The organism is Streptomyces sp. NPDC004838 (assembly GCF_053600955.1).
In genome coordinates this window covers 1-18,542 of sequence record NZ_JBSGAW010000055.1, presented here as the reverse complement: position 1 = coordinate 18,542, position 18,542 = coordinate 1, and the positions used below count along the sequence as shown (strand labels likewise).

12 protein-coding genes are annotated in these 18,542 nt (G+C 67.5%); 4 read left to right on the top strand and 8 right to left on the bottom strand.

The features are described 5' to 3' along the window. Positions 1–108 precede the first annotated feature (108 nt). Positions 109–918, top strand: a complete 810-nt coding sequence (locus tag ACWEFL_RS35200; protein WP_451721008.1) for an ABC transporter ATP-binding protein — start codon at positions 109–111, stop codon at positions 916–918. Positions 919–978: 60 nt separating this feature from the next. Beyond that, a complete protein-coding gene (locus ACWEFL_RS35195) occupies positions 979–2,013 on the top strand; it encodes an iron-siderophore ABC transporter substrate-binding protein (protein WP_451721006.1) in 1,035 nt (344 codons plus the stop codon). 594 nt (positions 2,014–2,607) lie between these two features. On the opposite strand, the gene ACWEFL_RS35190 is transcribed toward ACWEFL_RS35195, so the two are convergent. From ACWEFL_RS35190 to ACWEFL_RS35180, 3 genes are all read right to left on the bottom strand, one after another. Next, positions 2,608–2,898, bottom strand: a complete 291-nt coding sequence (locus ACWEFL_RS35190) for a hypothetical protein (protein WP_451721004.1) — start codon at positions 2,896–2,898, stop codon at positions 2,608–2,610. Next, a complete protein-coding gene (locus ACWEFL_RS35185) occupies positions 2,895–3,935 on the bottom strand; it encodes an MFS transporter (protein WP_451721002.1) in 1,041 nt (346 codons plus the stop codon). The genes ACWEFL_RS35190 and ACWEFL_RS35185 overlap by 4 nt, the downstream gene beginning before the upstream one ends. A gap of 241 nt (positions 3,936–4,176) precedes the next feature. After that, positions 4,177–4,593, bottom strand: coding sequence for a 3-aminobutyryl-CoA ammonia lyase (locus tag ACWEFL_RS35180; protein ID WP_451721000.1), 417 nt, complete (start codon positions 4,591–4,593; stop codon positions 4,177–4,179). An 88-nt stretch (positions 4,594–4,681) separates the two neighbouring features. On the opposite strand from ACWEFL_RS35180, the gene ACWEFL_RS35175 reads away from it, so the two are divergent. Then, the gene (locus ACWEFL_RS35175) at positions 4,682–4,831 is read left to right on the top strand and encodes a hypothetical protein (protein ID WP_451720998.1); all 150 of its coding nucleotides are present in this window, start codon (positions 4,682–4,684) and stop codon (positions 4,829–4,831) included. A gap of 64 nt (positions 4,832–4,895) precedes the next feature. Here ACWEFL_RS35175 and ACWEFL_RS35170 read toward each other — a convergent pair whose 3' ends face one another. Genes ACWEFL_RS35170 through ACWEFL_RS35155 form a run of 4 tightly spaced genes read right to left on the bottom strand, consistent with a single transcriptional unit; the run spans position 4,896 to position 13,744 of the window. After that, complete coding sequence (locus ACWEFL_RS35170) at positions 4,896–7,658, bottom strand: pPIWI_RE module domain-containing protein (protein WP_451720996.1); 2,763 nt, start codon at positions 7,656–7,658, stop codon at positions 4,896–4,898. Continuing rightward, positions 7,646–11,203, bottom strand: a complete 3,558-nt coding sequence (locus tag ACWEFL_RS35165) for a pPIWI_RE_Z domain-containing protein (protein WP_451720995.1) — start codon at positions 11,201–11,203, stop codon at positions 7,646–7,648. Before ACWEFL_RS35165 ends, ACWEFL_RS35170 begins: the two co-directional genes overlap by 13 nt. Next, positions 11,196–12,242, bottom strand: a complete 1,047-nt coding sequence (locus tag ACWEFL_RS35160; protein WP_451720994.1) for a pPIWI_RE_Y domain-containing protein — start codon at positions 12,240–12,242, stop codon at positions 11,196–11,198. Before ACWEFL_RS35160 ends, ACWEFL_RS35165 begins: the two co-directional genes overlap by 8 nt. Beyond that, positions 12,239–13,744, bottom strand: a complete 1,506-nt coding sequence (locus ACWEFL_RS35155; RefSeq protein ID WP_451720992.1) for a PD-(D/E)XK nuclease family protein — start codon at positions 13,742–13,744, stop codon at positions 12,239–12,241. The genes ACWEFL_RS35160 and ACWEFL_RS35155 overlap by 4 nt, the downstream gene beginning before the upstream one ends. Positions 13,745–13,866: 122 nt before the next feature. Between ACWEFL_RS35155 and ACWEFL_RS35150 the strand changes: the two genes are divergently transcribed. Further along, a complete protein-coding gene (locus tag ACWEFL_RS35150; RefSeq protein WP_451720990.1) occupies positions 13,867–14,757 on the top strand; it encodes a serine/threonine-protein kinase in 891 nt (296 codons plus the stop codon). A gap of 15 nt (positions 14,758–14,772) precedes the next feature. Here the strand turns inward: ACWEFL_RS35150 and ACWEFL_RS35145 are convergent, their stop codons facing one another. Then, entirely contained in the window at positions 14,773–17,487 is a 2,715-nt protein-coding gene (locus ACWEFL_RS35145; RefSeq protein ID WP_451720988.1) for an AfsR/SARP family transcriptional regulator, read from the bottom strand. Between the last annotated feature and the right edge of the window lie 1,055 nt (positions 17,488–18,542).

Below are 18,542 nucleotides of genomic sequence, written 5' to 3'. Positions count from 1 at the left end.
AACCCGAGGCCCTTCGTCTGGACGAAGTCCGCTGACGAGATCTTCGAACGCCTCACTGGATATCTGAACCGAATCAAAGACTCAGGACACTAGCGGAAGGACACGACCATGAGCGCTGCCCACACACTCGGCACGCGCGACATCTGCCTCGGCTACGACGGCCGCGAAGTCGTCCACGGCCTGACCGTGAACCTCCCGCCCGGGAAAATCACCATGATCGTCGGGCCCAACGCCTGCGGGAAGTCCACGCTTCTCCGGGCCATGGCCCGCCTGTTGCCCCCTCGATCCGGAGCCGCGCTCCTCGACGGTCAGGCGATCCACCAGATGCCCACACGCGAGGTCGCTGCTCTGCTGGGCGTGCTTCCGCAGAGCCCCGCCGCCCCTGAAGGCATCACCGTCAGCGACCTCGTCGGCCGTGGCCGCTACCCTCACCAGGGATGGTTCCGCCGCTGGACGGTCCAGGACGAAGAGGCCGTCGCCGACGCCCTGGTCGCCACCGATGTCGCAGAACTCGCCGGTCGCCCAGTCGATCAGCTCTCGGGTGGTCAGCGCCAGCGTGTGTGGATCGCGATGGCCCTGGCCCAGCGCACCGACATCCTCTTGCTCGACGAGCCCACCACCTACCTCGACGTCAGCCATCAGCTCGACGTCCTGGACCTCCTCGTCGATCTCAACCAGGAGCACGGCACCACCATCGCCGTCGTCCTGCACGACCTGAACCTCGCGTGCCGTTACGCCGACCACCTCATCGCCATGCGCGATGGCCGGATCCTCGCCGAAGGCCCGCCAGAGCAAGTCGTCAGCCAGGACATGGTCCACCAGGCATTCGGCATGAACTGCACCCTTGTGCCCGACCCCGTATCCGGCACCCCCATGATCGTGCCGATCGGCCGCCACCGGATCGATGCTCGTGCCTGAAAGGGCCAGATCGTCGAACACTGCATTCCATTTTCCCTTGGTTAGGTTAGCCTTACCTCCATGTTCAAGCGTTCAACTTCCAAGGGCGCCGCAGCCGCCCCCCATACCTCCCGTGCGGGCCGCCGACTCGGCGTCAGCGCCGTCGTCCTCTCTCTCGCGGCTGTCACCGCCTGCAGTGCCTCCTCGTCGAAAGACGAAGGCGCCGGCAGCTCCGCTGCCGCCGGGTTCCCCGTCAAGGTCGCCACCAAGTTCGGTGACGTCGCGGTCAAGGAGCAGCCCAAGCGTGTTGTCGCCCTTGGCTGGGGCGACGCGGAGACCGCCCTGGCGCTCGGCGTGCAGCCCGTCGGTGCCAGCGACTGGCTCGCCTTCGGAGGCGAAGGCGTCGGCCCGTGGGCCAAGGGCCTCTACAAGAAGGCCCCGACGCTCATCGGCACCATGGAGCCCGAGTACGAGAAGATCGCCGCGCTTCAGCCCGACCTCATCCTCGACACGAAGTCCAGCGGCGACCAGAAGCGCTACGACACCCTCAGCAAGATCGCCCCGACGATCGGCGTGCCCAAGGGCGGCGATGCCTACCTCACGAACTGGGAGACGCAGACCGAGATGATCTCGGACGCTCTCGGCCTGCATGAGAAGGGCCGGCAGCTGATCGCGGACACCGACAAGAAGTTCGCCGCCGCGGTCAAGGCGCACCCTGAGTTCAAGGGGAAGACCGTGACCTCGGGTTCCCGTACCAGTGAGGGCTTCGGCGCGTACGTGCACGGCAGCGGCCGCGTGGACTTCTTGGAGCGCCTCGGGTTCACGAACAACCCCGAGGTCCAGAAGCGCGCCGGCTCCAACTTCTTCATCCCCGTCTCGCGCGAGAACATCGGCATCCTCGACGCGGACCTCGTCGTCGTCGGCCCCATCGGGGTCCCGGCCGCCGAGGTGACCGGGGACGCCCTCTATCAGGGGCTGCCGGCTGTCAAGGACGGGCGCGACGTCGTGTTCGAGCCCGAGTCCACCCACAGCCTCGCCTTCGCCACCGACTCGGTCCTCTCCGTCTCGTACGCCCTCGACCAGGTCGTCCCCGAGTTCGCAAAGGCCCTGAAATAGCGACTTCGTGGCTGACGGCAACGGTCTGGATCCTCACCACGGGCCATCAGGTCAGGGTGTCTCCTTCGCTCGCGGATGTGTGTTGCTGACACCGAGGGGATGACAAACGAGCCGCTACCGCCGGAGGGACTCCGTTTCCCACGGATGCCTTGTAACGCCGCCATGGCTGAGGCGGGGGTGGTGCCTCCGTTGAGTCGTACGAACGACATCGAAGCCGAACTCGACGACTACCTCGCCCGCTTCGCCGCCACCCTCACCAGCTACGACTCCAAGGCTGCGGCCGATCTGTGGGGGAGTCCCGGCATGATTCTCAACGATCAGCACGGGGCAGGTGTCCTGGAATCCCGGGAGGCCATGGCCAGCGGGCTCGAAGAGTCCTACCCCCCTCTACCGCAAGCTCGGTCTGGCGTCCGCCGGCTACGAGCGCCTCGCTCACGAGCGGCTCAGCGACGCCCTTGTCCTATATCCGGTCCGCCGCCCCTGGCGGGTACGGCATCGCTTGCTCAGCGTCTCCGTGACGGGGTAAAGCGCTGGGGCGAAGCGGGGGCGACGTTCTGGGGGCTCGCCAGCAGTGGGGCCATGGCCGGGATTTCGTTACTCTTGGCCGCCACCTGGCGCTGCGCGATGACGGTCTGGCTGCCGTGCAGGGCAGCGGCCAGCAGGTGTATCGCCGTCGTGCCGGTGGTGCGCGAGCCGCTCTCGGGTGGTGATCCGGTTGGAGTCGGGAAGGCCCAGGTAGCGGGCGAGTTCGGCGCTGTGGACGGCGAAGTCGTCGGCGATGAACCCCGGGGTGTCCGCGAAGTCGACCTCGCCGTTCCACAGATCGACGAATCGTTCGAAGAGGACCTTCCCGGGGTCGGCCTCCTGGCCGGTGGACCTGGTCATGCGATCCGCTCCGTCGGCGATCCGGGCCGCTCCGGCGACTCCTGGGACCCGGCCGCGACCCGGACGCCCACCAGCAGGGGCAGCACGGCCAGGGCGCAGAGCCCGCAGAGCACACCGATCACCGTGAAGGAGAGATCGTTCTGGAGGAGGGCCGCCGCGATACCGGTGGCCAGCATCATTCCGGCGTACTGGGCCGAGCTGTTGAGGACCAGTACGGTGCCGCGCATCTCCGGGCGCAACTCGCTCACCAGGGCGCTCAGGAGGGGCTGTCCGACCCCCACGGCCGTGCCCCACAGGATGAAGACGATGAGCACCGGGATCGGACGCTCCCCGATCAGCGGAACCGCGCTGACTCCGGCGGCGGCCAGCGGCGCGGCGACAACGAGCCCCCGGCGCTTGCCGAGCCGGTCGGCCAGGCGCCCGCCGAACAGGGCGCCGACCATGCTGCCCGATCCCGACCCCGTGATCGCGAATCCGGTCTCGGCCTCGTTGAAGTCGAAGCGCTCGGCGAAGAAGATACCGATGTTGGAGAACATGCCGTACAGGGCGGCGCTCCACAGCAGGGTCGAGCCGAGTACGCACAGCACGGCGGGTGTGGTGAGGGCGCGGCGAATCATGCCGTAGTAGATCGCCAGCGGGTTGCCGGGGGCCCGCTTCTCCGGGGCCTTGGGTGCCACGGCCGGGAGGCGGAGCAGAACGGTCAGAAGGATCAGGACGCCGACGACTCCCACGGCGTGGAACGCGGCACGCCAGCTCATCACATGGGCCAGATAGGAGGCGATCGGCACGCCGAGTACGGTCAAACTGAGCAGTCCGGCCACGACTGTACCCATGACCTTGCCGCGCCGCTCGAACGGGAAGTTCTCGGCGATCATGGCGTAGACACTCGGCATGATCATCGCGGAACCGAGGCCGGCCAGCGCCCGGGTGGCCAGGATGAAGCCGAAGTCGCTGCCGAGCCCGGTGAGGATGTTGGCCAGCGCGAAGAGCAGCAGTCCGGCGCCGAGAATCCTGCGGCGGCCGAGACGGTCGGACATGGCGCCGCATAGGGGTGTGAGCAGGGAAGAACAGTGCGTAGGCGGTGACGAAGAGACCACCCGCGCGGGCGGCGGTGTCTAGTGTCGGCCGCGATCTCGGGGATCAGCGGCACCGTGATCATCGTATCGAGGCCGACGAGGAAGGCACTGCACACCGCGATGGTCAGCACCCGGCCCGGCAGGGTCGTGCTCGGCGAGTGGGGGTCATCAGTCTCCTCAGAAAATCTGACGGGGTGTGGGATCATGCCCGGGGCGGGGTTTTTGGGGCCCGGTCGGTCCGTGCCGTGCGGCGGGCCGCCGCAGGCGGAACGACCGCGGTGCCGAGCGCGCGGCAGACCACGACCGGCGCCTTCGGCACCTCGGCTCTGGTGGATCCGAGTTCGTAGCGGGCCGCGACGGTCTTGTACGCGGTGAACTCGACGGTTCTGCGCAGCCGCGCCGTGGCCTCGATGTAGTCGCCCGCGTGCACGGGGGCGAGGAATTCGACCCGGTGGTATTCGGTGAGCAGGCCCTCATCACAGTCGCTGCTGATGGTGATCTCGGTGACGAGATCACCGAAGAGCTGGAGCAGCCGGGCGCCGTCCACCAGGTCGCCGCCGTAGTGGGCGTCCCGTCGGCTCATGCGCACTCGGAGGGTGGCGGTGACTTCCTCAGACATTGCCGTTCCTCGCTTCTTGGCTGCCGGCCGGTGACCGGGTGATCATCTGTAAGGCGGTCCGCGCGGTCCCCTCGGCCGACTCGCCCGGGTGCCCGCCGATCGCCACGGCCACCACGTATGCGTCCTTGTGGGCGACGGAGACCGCAATGGGGCCGAGGGCCAGCTCGGCCGCCCGGTGCTGGGCCGCCCCGCCCAGCCGTACGACGGGGGCGGAGCGGTCGTCGCGCAGTACGCGTGACGCTTGCTTCCGGCTGTCCGCAGAGCGATTGGCCAGAAGCAGGGCGGTGACGGGCCGGTTGGTGCTATTTGCGCACTGACGGACTACCGGCTTCCACTTCGTCGCCGGTTGCCGCCCCGGCCGTCGGCGTCGCTTCTGCAGCAGGCGGCAGGAGGTACTCCTCGGCCAGCTTCGCGAGGTGAAGCGGCAGTGGCCGGGAGAGCGGGTGGTACTCGTCGTGGAGGCGCAATTGGTGCACGGCTGCGGCCAGCAGCGCGGGTCGGTCCGTGGGCCGGTCGGTCCGGCGAGCCTGCTCCAGAGCCTGCTCAGAGAGACAGCCGAGCACGGTGAGTTCGAGCGCTTGCTGGTTCCAGGCGGTGGCTGCGGGGGCGTGTGGCCAGCGCGTGGTCGGGACGATCTTGCGCAGGTCCGTGCGGACCGTTCCGCCGGTCGGCGGCTTCCCGACCGTGCTGGTGAAAACCCGGTTGTCCGAGTCGGCGTCCTGTGGAGCCCACAATCCAATGGACACACCAGGAGTGTCCTCCTCCTGGGCCCCCGGGGCGTACCACTCGGCGGTCTCCTCGCGACTGTTGGCGTCCCGTACCAGTACCACGCGCAGGTCGGCGCCGAATAGCGAGAGCCGAGATGGGCGTTCTCCGTGGAAGACCAAGCTGTCCTTGACGAGTTGGCCATTGTTCAAGCCGGGCCAGACTTGGCGCAGGTTGCCGCTGTTGGCGAGCAGCAGGGTAGGGCGGTCCCGGACCTGGTACAACAGTGACCTGATCTGCCGTTCGATCTCGTAGCGGGATTCCTCCGGCGTCGTTCGGGACCGGTCCGTTTCCTCCTGGTGAACTGGAGCGGCTCCCAAGGCGGCAATGGCGAGCTGCAGTTGAGCGTATGGAACCCAGCTTTTCTCGGCCTCGTTCCAGCCCTGGATCGGGTGCACCGGGTCGCGCGGGCGGATCCGGAGTGCGACGAGGTGACGTCCGGCCTGCCGGGTAGGGCCGCTGGCCCGATGGCGGACGTGCCAGAGCGCCAGGTACTGCATGTCGTCGGTCAGGGCCTCGTCGAGCTTCTGTTCAGGAGGAACCATCGCACCGAGTTGGCGCATCCCGTCCGCGACCGCAGAGTTGGCTCGTTCGGGCAGCGGGCCGTGAGCGTCCTCCGGAACGACGATGAACTGACTCACCCGTCCGGCTCCAGCGCACCCGAGACGCAGCGCCGACTTGGGGTCGGTACAGGTCGCGGGGAATCGGTCGCGTCCGAGGATCTCCACAAATGCGATTCCGGCTGTCTTCCGGTGCGCGCCGAGCCTGGCGGTCATCTGTGCCGCGCGTTCCCGAACAGCCGTCGCCACCGACCGGGCGCGTGGGTGGCCGCTCTCTCGGGCCACCCCAAGAGCGCTGCCGAGGGACTTCAACGGGCGGGCGCGGAGCACCACGTACAGCCCGTCTGCGTGCCACTCGTACGTACCGTCTGCATCGGGGACGGTGGACGGGAGGCCGAGCCATTGGCGCAGTGCCGCGACGAGTCCGTCCCGGGTCTCCTCGGTCTGCCAGACCACGTCCACGGACAGCGGTTGTTCGTCGAGTACCGCGCAGATGGCGGCGCGCCTGGCTTCGACGCGCAGCCGGGCCCGTTCGGCCAGTTTCTCCGGGTCCTTGGTATGTGAGGTGGCGAGAAGTCTGGGGTTCGACCTGCGGTGCACCCGTTCGAGCGCCGGTACCCGGCGCAGGAACGGGTGGATGCCCGCCTCAACCCACTTGTCGAGGAGCATCCGCTCCAGAGGCATGAGGCCGGCGCCGACCCCATGCGGGCCGAAGTCGGTGTTGTAGAGGATGCCGGCGGCCACCCCGTCCCGGCCTGTCAGCCAGTCGGCCGCCTCGGTGGTCAGCTCGGCGGGCTTCGGGTACACGTGCTGGATATCCAGCTCCGGAAGGATGTCGACCAGGCTATGCCTGCTCCATACAGGCATGCCGAGGGGGCGGTCGAGGAAGATTGAGTTAACGACGAGCCGGTGGCGCGGCTCGGAAGTCTCGGCCCAGGGCATCGGTGCGTCGAGTAGGACGGTTGCCCCGCTGCCGTTCTGCAGCTTCACCGGAGAGCCGGTGGCCCAGCGCCGCACGCCGTACGAGACGTGCACCCGGAAACGCTCCGTGAAGGGTACCGTCTGTACGGTGATCGTCACCAGCGCCGAGTAGTACCAGGCGCGCTTGTGTTTGGTGTAGGCGCGCGGCGGCCAGCTGACCAGCTCGACCCCTTGATCCCGGGTAACCTGACGGAAACGCAGTTCGACACCGTCCATCAGCAGCGGTCGGGCCGCAAGCAATGCGCCGATCCGCTCCGGCAGCAGGTGGTAGAGCCGTCGGTCGGGTTCGGCGGTGCCGCTTGCGGAGAGTTCCGTGGCGTTGAGGTCGACGGACTCGCGGTGCCAGCCCGGGGTTACGTCGTCAATCAGGGCGAGTGCCCGGTCCAGTGCGGCCTCGTGCTCGGCGGCCCGTACCGGATCCTTGTCCGTGCCAGGGGGCAAGGTCATCACCCAGGAGGCCAGAAGTGGGGCCATCAATTCGGCTGGCTGGTCGTCGGTGGCGTAGAACCACGGCACCTCGGAGCTGGATCCCGCTCCTCGGCCGGTTGCCAGTACACCGGGTGCGGTGGCCCTCAGCAGGGCATTGAGCCTGCGGATCGGCAGGCCATGGGGCTGGTCCCGGCGGCGCCACCGGCGGTGGTAGAGGTCCTGGAATTCGGTGCGCCACTCCTCGGGGAAGTGCATCACACAGAACTGCTCGAACCACGATCCGTGGTCCGGGTCGGGCTCGTAGGCGGTCTGGTGGATCAGTGAGTACATGAGGGACCTTCTTCTTCCGTGGTTTCGGTCAGACAGCGGTCGAGGGCAGTCCACAGCGGCCGATAGAGGGCTTGGACGATGCGGCGCTCGGCCTTCGGCGCAGTGCTGTTTGGGCGGAAGTAGGGGGTGAGCACGTCGCGGATGCTGTACAGCGAGCTCGATTTCGGCGTGTCGGTGGGCCCGGTCGGGTCGGCCGCTGCCAGGCAGGGCGCGAACGCGGCATCTACGAAGGCGACCCGGGTGGGTACCGCGCCCCGGACAGAGCGGCCGATGACCTGCCAGATCAGTACCAGCATGTCCCAGGTGACCTGGATGCGGTCCTCTTCGCCGAGGTGGCTCCAGGCCATGCTCCTGGAGAGCACGTGGAACCACTTGGACCGGGCTTCCCTGCGGAACCTGCGCGCGCCCAGACTGAGCGTGGGCGCGTCGCGCACCAGATCGGCGAACCCGGTACCGTCCATGAGCCGGACGATCCAGTCGTTGATCGCGTGCACGGCGAGGCCGAGGTCGTCAGGGCGGGGGTTGGGCCGGGCCAGGAAGTAGACCGAGCCGATCGCGGCCTCCTTGCTGTCGACGGCGAGGATGTTGTGCCCGCGCTCCACCGCGAGCAGCGGGGCCACCAGGATCTCGGCGTCCGTGGCGGCGAGCGTCTCTACATCACCGCGGCGCAGTACCGGGGCGTGGTGCTCGTCGTCCAGTGGACGGGCGGCGGCATCCGGGTCGCCGTCGGATACCAGCCGCCGGACCCTGCCGCGCCAACGATCGTTGAGCGTATGTAGCGTGTCCGCCACCAGCGCAGCCTCGTCGTAGCTGCCGACCAGGAGCAGGATGTGCCGACGGGATTCCGGCAGTCGGTGCAGTTCCCGCAGGAGACGCCCCTGGCCGCGGTCGTTGCGGCCGAGTTCGGTGGCCATCCGGCGCAGCACGTCTTGGCGCCGGTCGATCGGCACTCCGGAAAGCCGCAGGGCCTCGCTCGGACTGTCGCAGGTGCACCGTTGCGGGCAGTCGCAGGCATCCCGGACGAACTCGAAGCGGAACTCGCTCTGGTCGGCGATCCTTTCCAGTTCCGCCGGGTCTGGTTCGATGAGTGTGCCGATCGGCACCGGAACGTGGTAGCGGCTCGACTTGTCGGCCCAGCTGCTGCCCGACATCAGCAGGACATTGGTCCCCGGCCGGCCGTCCACTTTCGGTAGGTCCGGCATGGCGCGCAGCAGTTCACGTCCCACTCCGCTGCAGCGGAAGAAGCGGAGCTCGCCGCTGCGGACACCGCCCTCGTCCCGTCCATCCAAAAGGAACTGGAACCCGATCACATTGCCCATTGGGGACTCGGGGACCATCGGCGCGTAGTCGAGGGGTCGACGGTACATCTCGTTGAAGCCGAGGCTGAGTGAGTCCGCGACCCGCGGCCACATGGTGTTGATCAGTGCGAGCTTGGGTTCCAGGGCGCTGAGCAGGAGGGTGAACTCGAACCGGTCGAGCAGGGCCTCCAGCCAGTCGTCCGAGTGCTCAGGCAGGGAAGCGCGCTGGCGGCGCTTCGTGTCCTTGACGGCGCTCCTGCGTTTCCCGACCGATGTGTCCCGGTCCCCGTTCACCAGGAACATGAGTTCGTGGTAACGGTCTTGGTTCTCCTGCTCCTTCCCCAGAAACGGGGCGAGGTCGAAGAGGTCGCACACCACGTCCCGCAGCCGGGCGCGGGTGTGCTCGCGGTAGTTGGTATGGAGCAGTTCGCCGAGCAATCCGAGCAGTGGCAGGGTTTCGTCCTTGGGAGGCCGCCTGTCGCCGAACGGGTTGTCCCGGAAGGCGTCCAGGAGCTGCATCAGGTGCTTCCGCGGCTCCTGGTGCGGGTGCTCGGCGGTGGGGCCGACCTGGCCGTGGCAGTCCTCCGGCAAGGGGAACCGCTCCTCCAGCAGCCGCAGTTGGAGCGTCCCGGCGCTGAAGTAGCCGGTTCGGACCCATGCGCGCAGGTCGAAGTCGCAGACCAGCATCGCCACCAGCCGATCTGCGGCCGCCTGGGTGGTGTTCACCGCAGCCGACCAGTTCTCTACATCTCGATCGGACAGTTGCACCCGTCCGGCGCTGGCCAACTCCCGGATACGGTGCTGGTTGACCTCGTCGAGGAACGAGCGAGTGTCGGGGCCACCACCGAGCAGCGGGATGGCGGGGGCGAACATGCGGTCGAGTTGCATCTGCACCCGGTCCGCCTCGTCGACGATCACCAGGTCGCTGCGTCGGCAGGCGAGTTCGAGGTAGCGGATGCGCTCCGGGTTCTGCGGGTGCGGGACACGGGAGTCCACCAGACTGGGCGGGGTGGAAACCCAGACCGCCGCGTTGACCAGGGACCGTGGCGCGTGGTGGCGCGGGCACTGGGACCAGAACGGACAGGCCGTTCGGTACGAGGCCCATGTGACCTCGGGGTCCTTCTCGTGCTTCTTGGGCGATTGGAGCCTGGTGCACGGCGCTTCGCCGAAACTCAGGAGGTCGTCGGCGGAGTGGCCGTCGGCGTGGCGTAAAGCGTTCAAGACGCAGGAGGTGCTCAGGTACTGGAAGCCGGGATCCAGATGGGCGAGCAGGTTGGGCTCGCCGCGTCCTGCCGTCCTGCGGTGGAGCCGTTCGGCGTGCTGCTGGCGGCCCGTCGCGCCGAGGATGGGTGCGGCGGAGCCGGGAACGTGGGTGTTGTAGAGCTCGACCAGCTTGAGCTGCTCCGCGACGTCGCCGACCACCACCGTCACATTCCGTCCTTGCCGGGCGAGGTGCACGGCCAGGACGTCCCGAAGCGTGCTCTTGCCGGCGCCGACGATGCCGAGCAGGTGCTCGATGCCGGACACGGAGAAGCCGCGGGCGGGACTGAAGCCTCCGCGGCGGCGCGTGGACAGCCGGATCGCCTTCAGGCGGGTGACCCAGCCAGCAGGCTTCCGGGCGTCCATGGCCGCGGCCGTGATAATCAGCTTCCTCCACTTGAAGGTCAGTGGTCTGCCCGCGTGGACCGGCAGCAGTCCGAGGTCGTGACCGAGCGGCGTGGAGGCTGTGTGTTCCGGCAGAAGCACGGTGGTCAGGTGCCGGCCGATGGGGAAGGCGTACCGGCCGGGGCCAGCGAAGGTGATCGGCTCGCCGGCGAACGGCGGCGCCTGGCTCAGCAGGCGTTCGTAGGAGGTCCACCGGTCCTCCGCCACCGAGAGTGAGGGGCGGCGGGTGGCGGGTGCGGCCGGGTCCGGTACGTCGAAGGCTCTGAGTTGGCGGTCCTGCTGCTGGTAGTCCTTCAGCGCTTCGGACCAAGCGAGTCGGCGCCCCCAGGTCCACAGAGCGTAGCGCGCGGTGCGACGGATGTGCTCCTGCTGGTCGGTGATGTCGTCGCGCTCACGCGCGGACGGGTAGCCGCTGAACAGGGTCCACCCCTCTGCAGCCGGTGCACCGGGAGTCAGCTGCTCTTGGAGGAACAGACCGAGTTCGATCTCACACAGGTCGACCAGCTTGCGACGCGGCAGTTCCGAGCCGGCGGAGCGGAGCTCCCGCACCACCTGTTGTAGGGCCTTGGCAGTGCTACGCACGAGTCCTCCCAGGTGGGTCGCTCCGGTGCGGAGCCGTGAATTCGCTGACGGATCTGAGCCGCACCCTGGCGCCGTCGGGAAGGCTGTGGTCGAAGATCTTCCGGTAGCCCGGTCGCGCGACGACTGCGTCGGGCATTACGACATCGAGCGGGGTGTCTTCGAGGGCAGCCAACTCGGCAGACCTGAAGGCGGCCAGCGCCGGTTGTTCGCGGTCGAGCACGCGGATGGCCCTGCCCGTCCCGTCTCTGTGGACGAACCGAAGGCCGCCCGTCCCTGTCGGAATGAGCTGGGACCCACCGGGCAGCTTCTTGCGCAGGGCGAGTTCGGTGCGGCCGGGGAGAGCGAGGAAGAGCCGGACAGCGCGGGGGAGGGCGATTGGGCGCTTGGGCTCCTCCGTCTTTTCGAGCCCTCCTCGCCGCTTCGTGCACCCTCCCTCGCACCATGCCCCGTCGCCCGCTGCCGACTTGGCAAACAGAAGGCACTCTGTGCAGGTGGAGACCGTGGGGCCGGTCGAGAAGTGCTCGGGCGCCGGCTCGTAAAGCTCCCGGACCAGTCGCCAGGTGCGGATGGTGTTCGGACGCATGAGCTCGGATACGTCAGGGTTCAGAATGACGGGATGCGTGATCAGGAAGTCCCGACAAGTGGCGAACCGCTCGGGAGCCCCGGAGGCGTCGGCGAGATCGGCGATCACCTGAGCTACGCCTTGTTCGAGTCTCCCAAGCCGGCCGTAGGAGGACAGCTCGGCGCAGGTGCGGGTCGGTTGGGCCGAGCTTTGGTCGATCAGCCGGGCGTCATAGGTCAGCACGTCGGGTGGGAGTGCCAGCGGCCAGGTCGAGAGGAGGTCCCGGCAGCGTGAGAGCAACTCGGGAACGCTCAGGGGCGGTGGTTGATCCTGTTGTAGGAATGACAGCACGACCCGGTCGAAGGCGAGTTGGGTGTTCGCCGGGTACGGGAGCCGGAGTGCTGTCGGACGGGTCACGTCGCTCAGGTCCAGCACCCCGCGAGCCACCGCCGCCAGTAGTTCGAACTCCGGGCTCACTTCGCCGCCTCCTGTGAAGTCTCTGGCGGTCGGCGGGCTGAGCACCAGCGTGCCATCTCACAGTTGTCGCACTCCGCGCTCGGGGTTGCTTCGAACAGTCGCTCTTGGTGCCAGCCGACGACCTGGTCACGCAGCACCGCTTCGGCTGCCGCTGCGGTCTCCGGCGCGAACGGGTCGAGGCTCCGGAGGTCCACACCATTGGGGCGCAGTAATTCGAGTTCCACCCGGTCGGCAGCCAGCAGGCCCTTGGCGATGATCCGTACCGCCAGCGCCAGCTGAGGGTAGGCCGCGAGCAGGTTGCGCGGCATCCGCCCACCGGCGGAAGTCTTGGTCTCGCGCCACACCCACGAGCCGCGCTCGCGGTACAGCAGATCGGGCTCCGTCAGCACCAGCAGGTCGGCCGCGGGGTCATCGAACACCAGGAGGGGTTCCGGTGTCCTGTCGGACTCCGGATCGGTGATGCGGAGCGGGCAAACCTCGGCGTGATGGCGCAGGAGGCGGGCTCCGAGAAGGCGCTCGGACTGCGGTAGCCGGTAGCCGTCGGGAACCCAGTTGGCAGGTACGTCGGAGATGCACGGCGTCCGTTCCCCCTGGCCGTGTCGGGTGGAGAGGAAGGCATGGACGGCGCGCCCGCGCTCGGCCGCAGCAGCACGTTCGACGGAGTCGTCTACCGGGAGCCGCAGGCTGCGGAGGTAGCCGCGCGCCCGGCAGGAGCTGTGCCTGCGGCCTGTAGTCGGGGACCAACTTCGCCGAGGCCGGGTGCGATCGGCTATTCCGAGCAGTCCCGGGGCTCGCGGCAGGGTAGGGCACACGGATCCCACCTGGCAGGACGCACAGGCTGACCCGGGCCTGTACTCCGGACGGTCCAGGAGCGCTCGGATCGCGGGTGCGCCGTTCTTCCTGTAGAGGGCCAGGGCCTCGGCCCGGGTGCCGTCGAACAGGTCCTCGACCTGACCGTCCGAAAGCGCGAACTGCGTCACCCGAACGCGCTCCAACCGCTCGTCGGGATCGCCTTCTGCCGCGACCAGGGCTGCGATCGCCCGCTCGGCATCCGTGCGCTTCCGCAGGCGGTTCACCGGAAGCCGCAGTTCCCGCAACTGGCCGTCCACCGTTTCGAAGCAGCGTCCCCAGGCGCTGATCCGGTACTCCGTACTCACGGACCCGTCATCTCGCGAGCCACGGTGCCGGTAGCTCCAGCGACGCGGGGCCGGCCGGAGTTCCGGGTTGTCGGCGAACGCTGTCGAGTACATCCGGAGGGCATGCCGGGTCCATTGGCGCACTCCGTCGTGAGCGGGTTTGGCGGATCTGTTCGACTTCGCATCGTCGTCCGGCAGTTCGATCCGGTCGAGCGCGGCCATGAATGGGCCGTTGGTGAATGTCTCCAACGCCTCGGGTTTCCATGTGGCGAGCCGTGCCGGGCGCATTCCGCGGGCCTTGAGCACGTCTGACGCCGGGCACCGGTAGCGTTCCGGTCCGAACATCCCCAGTCGGATGTCGATCACGGAAGAGACCCTGATCAGTCCTTCGGGTGGCCGGTATTCTGTCATACTGTCCTCCACTTTTTCGTCGCCCTTCGGTCCCGGTGCGGGAAGCAGCGGGCGAAACTGGTCTTGGAGTTTGCGTCTTGCGTCCTAACACCCTTCTGAAAAACCGATATCGGATCCTGCGGGAACTCGGAAAGGGAGGCGAAGGCGAGCTCTTCGTCGCCCGTGATGAGTACGGGCGAAAGGATGTCGCTGTCAAGATGCAGTTTTGTCGCTTTGGTGAATCGATCACCGAGTATGCCGAAGGCGCTGAGCCGCTCGATTACGAACTGGCACGACTGCAGTTCATGGAATCCGTGCCCGGAGTTCCCCGCGTGCTGGACGAGGGCTGGCACTCGGGTTGGGGCGAGCGGCGGTACATCGTGATGGAGCTGATCGACGGTTCGACTCTCCGATCCTGGATGATCCGGCACCAGCCGGTGCTCGCCACAGACGCGGCTTGTGTCGTCGCCCAGCTTTGCGACACCCTGGCGCTGGTACACGAGCGCTACGTTCACCGGGACGTGACACCGAACAATGTGATGATGCAGCCCGACGGGTTGATTCGACTCCTCGACGTGGGAAACTCCACGGATCTCTCGACCCCGAACTACGACCCCCGCGGGACGCCTGGCTACGCCGCTCCTGAACAGTATGTCCAGGACTCCGAGTCCACCGCGAAAACCGACGTCTTTGCCCTCGGCGCCCTGCTCTTCGAGATGATGACCTCGAAACTGCCCTACAGCCGTGTCGAGGGTCCGGCCTGCGAGACGGAGTCGGCCTTCCCGAACGGACTCGATGCCCATATGCCCGAAGAGCTGAAGAGCTTCGGTCTCGCCATGGTCGCCGTCGACCCGCGCGAACGCCCCAAGGTTTCGGAGGTTCGCAGCTACCTTGGCCCCTGGCTGCCGCCGTTCGGCTCACCTCGGAGCCCGAAGGCCGCCCGTCCCGACCCTTCGGCGTACTTCCGCCTGGTCGAGCAAGCCCGGTGAGCCCGGGACGGAGGGTCACGAGAGTTGCCGCTGACGCTCCACCGCAGCGTCGAGGTCTTTCTCACCGAGCCTCGCCAGGAGCGCACGGGCTTCTTCGACGACCCGCTCGGCGTCCTGGTCGCGGCCTAGTGCGCTGAGCGAGTCTGAGAGACGAACCAACGTCCTGGCCTCCCGGCTCGGGTACGCCATCGAGCGGTAGAGCATCAACGCGTGGCGGTAAGCAGTCGCCGCCGCGTCGTGCTCACTGATCGCAGCCCGGATACGGCCCATGGTGAACGAGCCGTGTGCCTGGCCGTTGAGATCGGCAGTGCCGTCCAACAGGGCCAAGGATCGGCGGCAGTACTCGAGCGCTGAGATGTGATCGCCAGCTCGATGGTAGACGTTGGCGAGCCCGTCGAGCGCGGCTCCCTGTCCGAGCCGGTCGTCCTGGGCTTTGAAGTCTGCCAGAGCGGCTCTGAGTTCCACCACCGCCTGGTCGGTAGCACCGTCCTCGTGCAGCATGATGCCCAGGCTGTAGCGGCCCAGCGCGGTGCCCTTCAGGTCGCCGTGGTCCAGGCTGGCGCGGACCGCCCCACGCAATTCCGCCATGGCCCTCGCACGATCGCCGAGTCCGCGGTGGGTTCCGGCGAGCAGGCGTCGGATCATGGTCACGTCTCCCGGCCCTGCGATCCGTTCGGCTGCGGGGAGGGCGTTGGTGAGGTGACCGAGGGCGTCCAGGTACCGGTTGGAACGCCACTGATAGGTCAGCACAGTGAGCGCCAGGAGCCAAGTGTATCGATCGAGCCGGAGTCTCCCGGCCAGCTGGAGCGCGGCGCTCAGGGTGGCGTACTCGGCGTCGAACCAGGCCGTCGCAGCCGCGTGGTTCGGGGGTGAGACCACGGGGAACTCCCTGCTTGGTGTGATCGGCAGCCGGCGATCTGGATCGAGCACCAGATCACAGGACCAGGCGTTCTGCAGGAGGAACTCCAGCACTCGGCGAAGGCTCTCGTCACGATCTCCAGGAGCTTGCTGATCGGCCAGCTGTGCGGCGTAGATGCGGACCAGGTCGTGCATGGCATACCGTTCGAGGGTCGGCTCGGTCACCAGACTCATGTCGATCAGGCCATCCAACGATCGGCCGACTGTGGCCTGGTCGTGCCCCAGCGCCTGGATCGCGCGCCAGCTGATTGTCGGGCCGGGATGCACGGAGAGATGCCACAGCAGCTTGGCGGCAGGGGCGGGCAGGAGCCGGTAGGAGCTCTCCAACATGGAGCTGATGTTCAACTCATCGGCACGCAGGTCGAGAGGGCGCAGCCCGGAACCCTCCTTCAGCAGCCTGCGGACGACGCCCGGCAAATCCTGGGGCTGGCGGCGGGTGATTTGGGCGGACACGATGCGCAGAGCGATCGGCAAGCCGGAGCAGTAGTCGAGCAAGGGGTCGGCGAATGGTCTGGCAAGGCCCATCCGTTCCTCTCCCAGGGATGCTCTCAGCAACTCGGCGGCCTCAGGGCGGTCGAGCGGCGCGAGATTGATCGGCTTCGCGCCTTCCTTGACGACCAGCCCCTCTAGCCTTCGGCGGCTTGTGACGATCGCGGCGCTTTGGCCCTGACCGGGCAGCAGCGGTCGGACCTGTGCCTCGTCCCTGGCGTTGTCCAGGATGACCAGCACTCGGCGGCCCGATAGCGCCGAACGGTAGGCCGATACCAGCCCGTCGACGTTCCCGGTGGCTGGGATCGTCCGCAAATCGTTCAGGAAGCGGACCAGGACGGAGGCGACTTCCTCGGGCTCGAGAGTGGAGAATCCCCTCAGGTCGATGTACAGGACTCCGTCCGGGAAGTTCGGCGCGAGGCGTTGGGCTGCGGCCACCGCTAGGAACGTCTTCCCGACGCCCGCCAGTCCCGCCACAACGGCGATCGGCCCCGACTCGGACTCCCTGCCCAGCACGACGTCGGTGAGGAGCTTCAGCTCTGATCGGCGGCCGATCAGCTGTTTCTGCTGCGCGGGGAGCTGGTTCAGCTGCTCCGGGAGTCCCAGATCCGAGGACGTGATGCCGGACGTGATGGTGTCCTCCCGACTCGTCCTTGCCAGCAGTAGATGGGCGGTCGGCTGGTTGAAACGGCGCTTCCATTGGGCTAGCAGTGGGTCGATCGCGTAGTGGCGGCCCAGCGCCCCCAGCGACTGGACTTTGAGGCCAAGCAGGGTCTCGCTGTCGGGCCAGTGCACCAGCGCGTCGTCGGCCCGCTGGAGCGCGACGTGGGGTTCGGAACAGTCCAAGTCGGCCCGCACGCAGTCGGCCAACGCGTCGTGCAGCTCGCGGAGGATCCAGCTTCGCTGCTGGGCGAAGGCTTCACCTGGCAGGTCTTCTAGCGGGGCGGCTCCGCGCCATTCGGAAAGCGAAGTCAACAGTGCGCCGCGCCGATTCTGTGGGTTCCCGGTGCGGAGCGCGGTGGCGTACTGGCTCCGGAAGCGGACCAGGTCGACGCTGGCGGGGTCGACCTGGATATGGGTGGTGCCGCCGCTGTTTCCCACCTCCAGTCCCACGGCGCGGCGTAATCTGAGGCAGTACTGCCTGATGTTCGAGGGTTTGGTGTCCTCGCCCGGCCAAAGGAATCGAGTAACTTTGCGATGGGAAACCGGTTCGCCCGGGGTCAGCAATAGAAGAGCCAGGAGCTCGCGGGTCTTGCCTGACGGAACATCGACCGATTGTCCGTTGTCGAGTGCGGACAACTCTCCGAGCAGGCGGAATTTCATGTCAGTCCCCAATCTCAAAGCGCGAATTGGCCTGGTGGCTGTGTCTTCGACAGCATCGCACGAGCCGCCGAAGGGCCTTTAACGTTCGGTTAACGCCTCAGAGTTGATCGTCTGCAGGGACATCTGCCAGGCTGCTGCGTCATCAGCCCGAGCTCGATGATGGTCGCATGGTGCGCCGTTGAGCCACCAGCACCTGGCCACGCACCCAGCGGCTCGGACTCGTCATATCCAACGAATCACTCAAAGAGACGACTATGACTTCGATCCAGCGCAAGAGCCGGCAGCGCAGCACGCGCCCGGCGACCGCTCGCCCGCCTAAGGCGACGATCCCGCCCCGCCGGAAACGTCGGCCCCGCCCGAATCCGGTTCCGGCGCCGCAGCAGGGCGCCACCACGGCAGACACGGGCTGGCTGAGGCCGGTCCGTCCGACGGCTCAGCGGCTCTACGAGGTAGAGTTCTTCCACGATCTCGAGTAGGGGCGCTTCTGTAGAGGTTGAGGGTGGACACGCCGACGAGGGGGTTGGGAGGCTCGACCGAGTCGTCGGTGTGTCCGACAGGTCCGGGGCTGAACGAGGAAGAGTTCAGCTTCCTCGCCCGGTCCATCGGTCCCATCCCCCAGGGCTGCCTGACGCTGGCCACGGCCCTCACCTCCGCCCCTGAAACGCACTAATCCCTGGAATCGCCGCCGTCGCTCCCGACCGGATACCGCTTCTGGCGGATCCGCTCCTGGACTGAGTGCTCAGAACGCCGGTGCCCTCGGGGTGTGGGATGGGCACCCGGACACCGGTGTTCAGAGCGGGGCAGCAACCAAGGCGCTGAGACCGATGCGCTTCAGCAGGGTGGAGGGGCGGGCGGATTGGACGGCACATCGGTGTCACCGCCTTCAGCGCTCCAAGCAGGGCGGTGATCGCTCTCGGCACAGGGATGCGTGATGACGCCCACTCTGTTTGCGGCGAGGGTTCTAGTAGTACTTCGTTAAGTCGGGGTGGTTTGTGGGGTGCGGTTTGTGGATCTTCTTCTGGGAAGCGGGCGTTGGCAGGTTCGGCAGACACCGG